This is a genomic window from Streptomyces sp. NPDC056347 (assembly GCF_042262625.1).
GTDB lineage: Bacteria > Actinomycetota > Actinomycetes > Streptomycetales > Streptomycetaceae > Streptomyces.
In genome coordinates this window covers 24,186-32,723 of record NZ_JBHJQP010000013.1, presented here as the reverse complement: position 1 = coordinate 32,723, position 8,538 = coordinate 24,186, and the positions used below count along the sequence as shown (strand labels likewise).

Below are 8,538 nucleotides of genomic sequence, written 5' to 3'. Positions count from 1 at the left end.
TTCGGTCAGGCGGCGGTGGTGGTGGTGTTCATGCGGCGGCGCAGGCTGAGGGGGCGCAGGTCGGTCCAGAGTTCGTTGATGCGGGTGAGGCACTGTTCGCGGGTGCCTTCGGTGCCTTCGGCGTGCCAGCCGTCGGGGAGGGTGCGGCTGGTCCACCAGATCGAGTACTGCTCCTCGTCGTTGAGGACGACGCGGTAGGACGTCTGCTCGTCGTGCTGTTCGCTCATCAGTTCGGTGTCCTTTCGTGTGGTCGGTCATGGCCATGGTTGGGCGGTGGCCTATCAGGGCCCTATGCCGGGCGTGTACGTTCCGGCGGGGCATGGGTGGGGCCCCTGGCTCGGGGAGCGTCAGGGGCCCTGGGGGTGCGGGTGGTGCGGGTGTGTCAGGCGGCGTGGAGGGTGCCGGGTTCCGGGGTGAGGGCTGCTTCGGCGTCGTGGCCGAGGATCCAGTCGATGCTGCCGGCGTCGGTGGGGCGGGTGGTCGCGGTGGGGGTGTTCCTGGTGTGGTGGGGGGTGCGGGAGCCGAGCTGGACGCGGGTGGTGTGGGGGCGGCGGGCCTGTTCGTAGCGGTTGAGGGCGGCGGCGGTGCCGGCGGGGCCGGGGGCGGCTTCCTTCAGGCAGACGGCGAGGGTGACGGCGTCCTCGATGGCCTGGTTGGCGCCCTGTCCGTGGTACGGGAGCATGGGGTGGGCGGCGTCGCCGAGCAGGGTGGTGCGCGGGGTGCTCCAGCGTTCCAGCGGGGCGCGGTCGTACAGGGCCCAGCGGCGTACGTCGTGGGCGGCTGCGGTCAGGGCGCGGACGGCGGGGTCGAAGCCGGTGAGGGCGGTTTCGAGGTCGGTGCGGTCGCCGGTGCTGGTCCAGGATTCGGGGGCGCCTTCGGGGGTGGGGGTGACCACGACGTAGGTGAAGCGGCGGCCCGCGTCGATGGGGTAGAGCAGGAGGCGGGCGGCGGGGCCTGCGTACATGTACATCAGGGCGGGGTCCAGGCCGGGCAGGGCGGTGGTGTCCACGGTGCCGCGCAGGGCGCTGTCGCCGGAGTAGCGGGGGGTGTCGGCGGGGGCGGCGGCGGCGCGGAGGGCGGAGTGGATGCCGTCGGCGCCGATGAGGACGTCGGCGTGGGCGGTGGTGCGGTCGGCGAAGTGCAGGAGGACGCCGTGGGGGGTTTCCTCGTGGCGGACGAGTTCCTTGCCGGTGTGGATGCGGTCGGCGGGGACGCGGGAGGCGAGGATGCGGTGGAGGTCGCCGCGGCGCACGGTGCAGTAGGGGGCGCCGTAGCGGTCCTGCCAGGTCTGGCCCATGTCCTGGCGGGTCAGGGTGGCGCCGTTGTGGAAGGCCCGTATTTCCAGGGCCTCGGGGCGTACCGCGCACTGCTGGAGCTGTGGTCCGAGGCCCAGGCGGTGCAGGAGGCGGGTGGCGTTGGGGCCCAGGTGCATGCCGACGCCTTGTTCGCGCAGGGTGGTGGCGCGTTCGTGGACGTGGGCGTCGAGGCCTTTGTGGTGGAGTGCGGCGGCGGCGGTCAGGCCGCCGAGTCCTGCTCCGGCGATGGCGATGCGCAGGGTCATCGGGGTTCCCAGGAGTTCTCGAAGGACGCGAAGTCGTCGAAGTCGTCGAAGTCGTCGGAGGTGGTGGTGCCCAGGGCGAGGAGGGCGGCGGTCTCGTCGGCGGTGGCGAGTTCCACGGCGGTGACGGGGGTGTCGGGGTCGGTGACGGCGGCGGTGAGCATGCGTTCGTAGCCGTCGGCGAGCCGTTCGACGGTGGTGCGGTCGAGGATGTCGGTGTCGTAGGAGAAGACGGTGGTGATGTCGTGGGGGGTCTGTTCGATGCGCAGGAGGAGGTCGAGCTGGCCTTCTTGCTGGGGTACGTCGATGAGGGCGATGTCCAGTCCCTTGTAGGGGATGGAGGGGCCGGTGGTGTGTCCGGGCGGGACGTTGGGGACGGGTGGGTCCATGCGGTCCATCTGGACGAGGAAGAGGGCGGTGCGGAAGACGGTGGCCTGGGGGAAGGCGAGGGCGCAGGGGTAGCGGATGTTGATCATGCCTTGCATGACGTTCTCGCCGGCCTGCTGTGCGGTGGTGGTGAAGGTGCTGGCGGGGGTGAAGCGGGCGTGTACGGGCATGGTGTTGAGGTAGCAGCCGATGATGTCGCGGTGGGCTTTGCCCATGCGGCTGGTGGCGGGGACGCCGAGGACGAATTCGTCCTGGCCGCTCCAGCGGTGGGTGAGGGCCTGGAAGACGCCCAGGAGGTAGGCGAAGGGGGTGACGTGCGCGGTGGCGGCGGCGGTGTCCAGGTTCTGGGCGGTGGTGGTGTCGAGGGTGCGGGTGACGGTGCCGCCCTTCAGGGAGCGTACGGCGGGGCGGGGGCGGTCGAGGGGGAGCTGGGCGGCGGGTGCGTGGTGGAGGGAGGTGCGCCAGCGGTCGGCGGCGCGTTGTCCGGATTCGGAGGCGGTGTGGCGGTGTTCTTCGGTGGTGTGGTCGGTGTAGGTGGCGGTGAGGGGGCGCCAGGCGGGCGGGGTGTTGGTGGTGTGGGCGGTGTAGGCGTCGAGGAGGTCGCGGACCAGGAGCCAGCGTGAGGTGAAGTCGCTGACGATGTGGTGGGCGGCGGTGACCAGGGCCCATTCGGTGTCGGAGCGGCGCAGCAGGACGACGCGGAAGGCGCTGGTTTCGAGGTGGAAGGGGCGGGCTCCGGCTTCGTGGACGGCGTGGCGCAGGGTGGTGTCGTCGGTGGTGTCGAGGTCGTGGGTCTCGAGGGTGACCGGGGGGTGCGGGCAGGGGGTGCGGACGGGGCGGCCGTCTTGTTCGGTGAAGGCGGAGCGCAGGAGTTCCTGGCGGTCGGCGACGGTGGTGACGGCGCGGGCCATGGCGTGGGGGTCGAGGGGGCCGCGGAGCAGGAGGGGCATGACGATGTTGTAGGCGGCGCTGTGGGGGGCGACGCGGTAGGCGGTCCACATCGTTTCCTGGACGGCGGTGAGCGGGAGGGTCTGGTGCGTGGTGGTGGTCATCCGCAGCCTCCGGCGTGGCTCATGTCGGTGGTGCGGCCGGCGGGGGGCTGGTCGGGCAGGCCGGTACCGGTGGTGGTTTCGGTGGTGGGGGTGGTGAGGGTGGCGGCGAAGGCGGGGAGGCGGTCCAGGCCCCAGTAGGGTTCGCTGCCGTTGATGAAGTAGGGGACGCCGAAGACTCCGTCGCGGTGGATGTCCAGGAGGGCCTGGGTGCCTTGTTCGCGGATGAGGGGGTGGTGGGGGGCCTGGTCGGTCTCGGTGCCGTCCAGGCCGATTTCCTCGGCGAGTTCGCGGATGGTGGCGGGGTCGCAGATGTCGCGTCCTTCGAGCCAGCGGGCGCGTGAGGCGCGCTCGACCCAGGTGCGGCCGAGTCCTTCGCGTTCGGCGAGGAACCAGGTGAGGTGGGCGGGTTCCCACCAGGGGTTGCGGTCGACGGGCCAGGTGAGGGTGAGGCCGCGGTCGGCGGCCAGGCGGCGGACGTCGCGCAGGATGTAAAACTGTTTGGCCCGGGACATGGGGTGGAAGGGGAAGGCGGCGGCGGGTGCGGCCTGGGTGAGGAGTTTCTCGCTGGTGGGGTCGGGTTCCCAGAAGGGGCGCCAGGTGACGTGGTCGAGGAGGTGGGGGTGGTTGCGTGCGGCGTCGTGGAGGGCGAAGAAGTTGTAGGGGCTGCGCAGGTTGAAGTAGAAGCGGGGCGGTGTGGCGGGGCGGGCGGTCATGACGGGCTCCTTGGGATCACGGGAGGGGCCGGGGGTGTTCAGACGACGAGGCCGCCGTCGATGGAGAGGACCTGTCCGGTGATGTAGGCGGCGCGGTCGGAGGCGAGGAAGGCGACGAGTTCGGCGACTTCTTCGGGTTGTCCGAACCGGCCGAGCGGGATGCTCCGGGTCATGTCCTTGACGTATTTTTCGGTGAGCTGGCCGGTCATGTCGGTGGTGATGAAGCCGGGGGCGACGGTGTTGGCGCGGAGTCCGGCGCGGCCGCCTTCCTTGGCCAGGGCCTGGGTGAAGCCGATGATTCCGGCTTTGGAGGCGGAGTAGTTGGTCTGGCCGGCCTGGCCGCGGGCGGCGACGGAGGAGAGGGTGATGACGGTGCCGCGGCGGCGTTTCATCATGGGGAAGACGAGGGCGCGGGCGAAGTTGTAGGTGCCGTCGAGGTTGGTGCGTACGACGGCGTCCCAGTCGTCGTCGGTGAGGGTGGCCAGGTTGCTGTCGCGGACGATGCCGGCGGCGGTGACGAGGGTGGTGACGGGGCCGAGGGTGTCTTCGACGTGGGCGGTGAAGGTGCGGACCTGGTCGCGGTCGGTGACGTCGACGCGGGCGGCGAGGGTGTTCGCGCCGTGTTCCTGGGCGGCTTTCTCGGCGAGGGCGGCGGCCTGGGACCGGGACTGGTAGCACAGGGCCACGTCGTGTCCGTCGCGGGCGAGGGCCTCGACGACGGCTCGTCCGATGCCGCGTGATCCGCCGGTGACCAGGGCGACGGGCCTGGGGGTGTCGGACATGGGTGTGTGCCCTTTCTGGGAGTGCTGTGGGCAGGCCCCGTGCGCGCGGGGGTGCGGGGGCGCTGCGGGGCGGGGTGTGGGTGTGCTGCGGGGCGGGGTGGTGGTTTTCAGTTGCCCAGGCGCAGGAGGGCGGCGCCGGTGGTGCCGTCGCGGTCGAGGGCGGTGACCAGGGCGAGGCGGCCGGTCAGTTCGGGGCGGTCGGCGGCGGTGGCGAGGGTGGCGGCGAGCTGGAAGGCGGCGGTGGCCGCGGTGGTGTCGCCGATGAGGGGGCGCAGGGGCAGTCGGGGTGCGTCCAGGCCGTCGAGGGCGGCGGTCTCTTCCTTGCCGAGGATGCCGGGCGGGGTGCCGGGGGCGATGAGTGCGATGTCGTGTGCGGTGTGTCCGGTGGAGGTGAGGATGTCGTCGATGCATTCGCCGAGGACGGTCGCGGCGTGGCCGGTGTGCTGGAAGGCGCGGAAGCGGCAGCCCAGGACGGTGGCCAGGACGGTGCGGTGGCCGGCGTCGGCGGTGGCGGCGTTCTCCAGGAGGAAGAGGGCGGCGCCTTCGCCGAGGGGTTCGGGGCTGTGGCCGCCGTGGTCGGCGACGTGTTCGAGGCGGGCGCGCTGGACGGAGAATTCCTCGGCGGCTCCGGCCAGGAGGGTGGTGGCGTGGCCGCCGCGCAGCAGCCGGGAGGCGTAGTTGAGGGCGAGGAGGCCGGTGGTGGCGCCGCCGGAGACGGTGACGTTGGGGCCTTTGAGGGTGTGGCGGATGGCGCTGTGCCCGGTGGGGCAGTTCATGACGGTGTTGGGGAATCTGGCGGGGTCGACGAGGTAGGGGGCCTGGCCGGTGAGGGCGTCGCGGGTGAAGTCCATGATGGACTGGACGCTGCCGGAGGTGCCCAGGACCAGGCCGGTGTCCTCGGGGGCGCTGGTGAGGTTGGTGCCGTATTCCTGCAGGAGCATGCCGACGGTGGTGGCGGCGATGGCGGTGACCCGGTCCATGGAGCGGGTGCCCTTGCGGCCGAGGACGGTTTTGATGTCGAAGCCGGGTATGAGTCCGGCCTCGGTGTAGGGGACGGGCCAGGCGGTGGTGTCCAGGGGGGTGACGGCGCGGTGGTGTCCGTGCAGTCCGGTGGTGAACTGGTCCCGGCCCAGTCCGTAGGGGCTGGAGACGGCCCAGCCCGAGATGACCAGGTTCTGGGCGGTGGGGGGCGCGTGGGGTGTCATGGGGCGGGCTCCTTTCCGGGCCGCGTGGGCCGGTTCATGCCGCGGTGGCGGCGGTCGGGGTGGCGGCGGTCGGGGTGGGGGTGTTCCAGCGGCCGAGCATGAGGACGGCGTTGTTCCCGCCGAAGGCGAGGCCGTTGTTCTGTACGACGTTCAGTTCGGCTTCGACGGCCTGGTTGGGTACGCAGTCGACGGCGCAGCCGGGGTCGGTGGTGCGGTGGTTGATGGTGGGGGGGATGAATCCTTCGCGCAGGGCGAGGGAGCAGGCGGCGGCGGCCAGGGCGCTGGCGGCGCCCATGGTGTGGCCGATCATTGATTTGATGGAGACGGTGCGGGGCAGGGTGTCGCCGAAGACTTGGCGGATCGCGCCGACCTCGGTGACGTCGTTGGCTTTGGTGCCGGTGCCGTGGGCGGAGATGAAGTCGACGTCGGATGCCTGGATGCCGGCGTTCTTGTGGGCGGCGGTGATGCAGCGTGCGATGGAGTCGCGGTCGGGGGCGACGGGGTGGCTGGCGTCGCAGGACAGTCCGTAGCCCAGGACCTCGGCGTAGATGCGGGCGCCGCGGGCGAGGGCGGAGTCGAGGGATTCCATGAGGAGGATGCCGGCGCCCTCGCCGGTGAGGATGCCCTGGCGGTCGGCGTCGAAGGGGCGGCAGACGTCGGGGGCGATGGTGCCCAGGCGGTAGAAGCCGGTGAACGTCTTGCGGCACAGGGCGTCGGCTCCGCCGCACAGGGCGGTGTCGACGTCTCCGGCGCTGATCGCGTCGTAGCCGGAGCCGACGGCGTAGTTCCCGGCGGCGCAGGCGGTGGGGACGGTGACGGTTTCCACGTCGCGCAGGCCCAGTTCGCGCACGATGCCGGCGGAGAGGCGGCCGGGCCAGACGCGGCGGGCGACGGTGGCGTCGAGGTGGTCGTCGCCCCGGTCGACCTGGAGGGCGGTGAGGTGGTCCAGGTCGCGGGACTCGCCGTCGGTGGTGCCGACCGAGACCAGGGTGCGTCTGGCCTGTACGTCGTTCTCGGTGAGTCCGGCGTCCGCGACGGCCATCCGGCTGGCGGCGACGGCGAACTGGGCGGCGCGGCCCAGTTCGTCGGCGGGTGTGTCGCGCAGCCAGGTTTCGGGGTCGAAGTCGGTGATCTCGCAGGCGTTGGAGTAGGCGAAGCCGGTGGTGTCGAAGGCGCTGATCGGTTTGGCGCCGCTGCGTCCGGCCCGCAGGCCCTGGGCGAAGGCGTCGACTCCGGTGCCGATGCTGGTGACGACGCCGAGGCCGGTGATGACCACCCGGCGGCGGGGCGGGGTGGGCGTGGTGGTGTCGTTCGTGGTGCGGGTCACTTTCCCTCGGCCTCCGCGACCACGGCGTAGACGCCGGCCAGGTTGATCATGCGGCTGAGCTCGGCCTGTTCCAGGACGAGGCCGAAGGTGCGCTCCATGGAGGCGAGGATCTCGATGGTGCGCAGGGAGTCGGCGTCGTGCTCCTCCTTGAAGAGGCTGGTGTCGGTGACCTCGTCGAGCTCGAGCTCGAGGATGTCGCAGACGAGCTCCTTGATCTGGGTCTTGCGCTCGGTGGTGAGGTCGGCGGTCTGGGTGCTCATGGTGGTGTCTCCGGGGTGTGGGTGGGTGCGGGGTGGTGGGACGAAAACAGCGTGCGGTGGTGCGCTATTACTTGGCTATATCGGCGAGTTGGCTGGTCAGGTGGGTGGTCGGCGGGTTTTTCCACAGGTGGGTGACGTCGCCGAAGTGGTGCTGGACCCAGGTGTCGTCGTAGATCGTGTCGAGGTAGCGGTCGCCGCCGTCGGGGAGCACGATCACGACGTTGGAGCCGGGGCGGACGGTGGGGGCCAGGCGGGTGAGGGCGGCGACGACGGCGCCGGAGGAGCCGCCGGCCAGGATCGCTTCGCGGGCGATGAGGGTGCGGCAGCCCACCACGCAGTCCAGGTCGCCGACGTGGATGACGTGGTCGGCGTCGGCGGGGCGCAGCAGCCGGGGGACGACGGAGGCGCCGTGGCCGGGGACGAGGCGGGTGCAGTCGGCCGGGGGGCCGAACAGGGCGCTGCCCAGTGCGTCGACGGCGTGGACGGTGGTGTTCATGCGGTGTTCGCGGATGTACTGGGCGCAGCCGCCGAGGGTGCCGCTGGTTCCGGCGGCGAGGAGGAGGTGGTCGACCTTGCCGTTCAGGGCCTGGTCGATTTCGCGCATGGTGGTGTGGTGGGCCTGGCGGTTGAGGGGGTTGGCGTACTGGTCGGGCCAGTAGGCGTCGGGGGTGGTGGCGACGAGTTCGGCGACCCGGTGGAGGCGGGCGGGCAGGAGCTGTCCGGTGGCGGGGTCGGGTTCGGTGACGGTCTCGACCTGTGCTCCGTAGGCGCGCAGGATCGCGGTGTTCTGGCGGGTGGTGCGGCTGTCGACGACGCAGATGAGGCGCAGCCCGTAGTAGCCGCAGATCTGGGCGAGTCCGATGGCGAGGTTCCCGGAGCTGGACTCGATGACGGTGGAGCGGCCCGGGACGAGTTCGCCCGAGCGGATCTTCGCGGTGACCATGTTCAGTGCGGAGCGGTCCTTGACGCTGCCGCCGGGGTTGAAGCGCTCCACCTTGGCGAATACCCGTGAGGTGAACCCCGGCATCAACCGTTCGAGCTCGACGAGCGGGGTTCCTCCCACGGTGGAAAGGATGCCTTTCAGCCCCGTTCTCGGCTCCCGTTCTGTGCTCGGCATGTGATGCGGCCATCCTCTGCTGGGGGTGCGGATTCATGGAAATCGACAGGTCCGATGCTGTGCCTGTGCGCTATACGCGCTCCATAAGTCCTGGCGCGGGGCGACGTCATTCAGCCTTTTGTTCCGGTTTATAGAAG

General features: G+C 71.2%; 9 protein-coding genes. All 9 read right to left on the bottom strand.

Annotation, left to right across the window (positions count from 1 at the left end):
• Nucleotides 1-5: 5 nt before the first annotated feature.
• A complete protein-coding gene (locus tag ACFCV8_RS05570) occupies nucleotides 6-227 on the bottom strand; it encodes an MbtH family protein (protein ID WP_376683946.1) in 222 nt (73 codons plus the stop codon).
• A gap of 155 nt (nucleotides 228-382) precedes the next feature.
• On the bottom strand, nucleotides 383-1,561 hold the full coding sequence (locus ACFCV8_RS05565) for an FAD-dependent monooxygenase (protein WP_376683945.1): 1,179 nt from the start codon (nucleotides 1,559-1,561) through the stop codon (nucleotides 383-385).
• Complete coding sequence (locus ACFCV8_RS05560) at nucleotides 1,558-2,997, bottom strand: condensation domain-containing protein (RefSeq protein ID WP_376683944.1); 1,440 nt, start codon at nucleotides 2,995-2,997, stop codon at nucleotides 1,558-1,560. The genes ACFCV8_RS05565 and ACFCV8_RS05560 overlap by 4 nt, the downstream gene beginning before the upstream one ends.
• Nucleotides 2,994-3,710 (bottom strand): 2-hydroxychromene-2-carboxylate isomerase, encoded by a 717-nt coding sequence (locus ACFCV8_RS05555; RefSeq protein WP_376683943.1) that lies wholly within the window; start codon nucleotides 3,708-3,710, stop codon nucleotides 2,994-2,996. Before ACFCV8_RS05555 ends, ACFCV8_RS05560 begins: the two co-directional genes overlap by 4 nt.
• 38 nt (nucleotides 3,711-3,748) lie before the next feature.
• Nucleotides 3,749-4,492 carry a 3-oxoacyl-ACP reductase FabG gene (gene fabG, locus ACFCV8_RS05550; RefSeq protein WP_376683942.1) on the bottom strand — a complete coding sequence of 248 codons (744 nt, stop codon included), beginning with the start codon at nucleotides 4,490-4,492 and terminating at the stop codon, nucleotides 3,749-3,751.
• A gap of 107 nt (nucleotides 4,493-4,599) precedes the next feature.
• The gene (locus ACFCV8_RS05545) at nucleotides 4,600-5,697 is read right to left on the bottom strand and encodes a beta-ketoacyl synthase N-terminal-like domain-containing protein (protein WP_376683941.1); all 1,098 of its coding nucleotides are present in this window, start codon (nucleotides 5,695-5,697) and stop codon (nucleotides 4,600-4,602) included.
• A gap of 34 nt (nucleotides 5,698-5,731) precedes the next feature.
• Nucleotides 5,732-7,024 (bottom strand): beta-ketoacyl-[acyl-carrier-protein] synthase family protein, encoded by a 1,293-nt coding sequence (locus tag ACFCV8_RS05540; protein ID WP_376683940.1) that lies wholly within the window; start codon nucleotides 7,022-7,024, stop codon nucleotides 5,732-5,734.
• A complete protein-coding gene (locus tag ACFCV8_RS05535) occupies nucleotides 7,021-7,284 on the bottom strand; it encodes an acyl carrier protein (RefSeq protein WP_376683939.1) in 264 nt (87 codons plus the stop codon). Before ACFCV8_RS05535 ends, ACFCV8_RS05540 begins: the two co-directional genes overlap by 4 nt.
• A 67-nt stretch (nucleotides 7,285-7,351) precedes the next feature.
• Entirely contained in the window at nucleotides 7,352-8,401 is a 1,050-nt protein-coding gene (sbnA, locus tag ACFCV8_RS05530) for a 2,3-diaminopropionate biosynthesis protein SbnA (protein ID WP_376683938.1), read from the bottom strand.
• Nucleotides 8,402-8,538 lie beyond the last annotated feature (137 nt).

What these genes read in the sequence shown, in the direction of transcription:
- ACFCV8_RS05535 (WP_376683939.1), bottom strand. Translation starts at nt 7,284, where the DNA reads ATGAGCACCCAGACCGCCGACCTCACCACCGAGCGCAAGACCCAGATC.
- ACFCV8_RS05570 (WP_376683946.1), bottom strand. Translation starts at nt 227, where the DNA reads ATGAGCGAACAGCACGACGAGCAGACGTCCTACCGCGTCGTCCTCAAC.
- ACFCV8_RS05565 (WP_376683945.1), bottom strand. Translation starts at nt 1,561, where the DNA reads ATGACCCTGCGCATCGCCATCGCCGGAGCAGGACTCGGCGGCCTGACC.
- fabG (WP_376683942.1), bottom strand. Translation starts at nt 4,492, where the DNA reads ATGTCCGACACCCCCAGGCCCGTCGCCCTGGTCACCGGCGGATCACGC.
- sbnA (WP_376683938.1), bottom strand. Translation starts at nt 8,401, where the DNA reads ATGCCGAGCACAGAACGGGAGCCGAGAACGGGGCTGAAAGGCATCCTT.
- ACFCV8_RS05560 (WP_376683944.1), bottom strand. Translation starts at nt 2,997, where the DNA reads ATGACCACCACCACGCACCAGACCCTCCCGCTCACCGCCGTCCAGGAA.
- ACFCV8_RS05545 (WP_376683941.1), bottom strand. Translation starts at nt 5,697, where the DNA reads ATGACACCCCACGCGCCCCCCACCGCCCAGAACCTGGTCATCTCGGGC.
- ACFCV8_RS05555 (WP_376683943.1), bottom strand. Translation starts at nt 3,710, where the DNA reads ATGACCGCCCGCCCCGCCACACCGCCCCGCTTCTACTTCAACCTGCGC.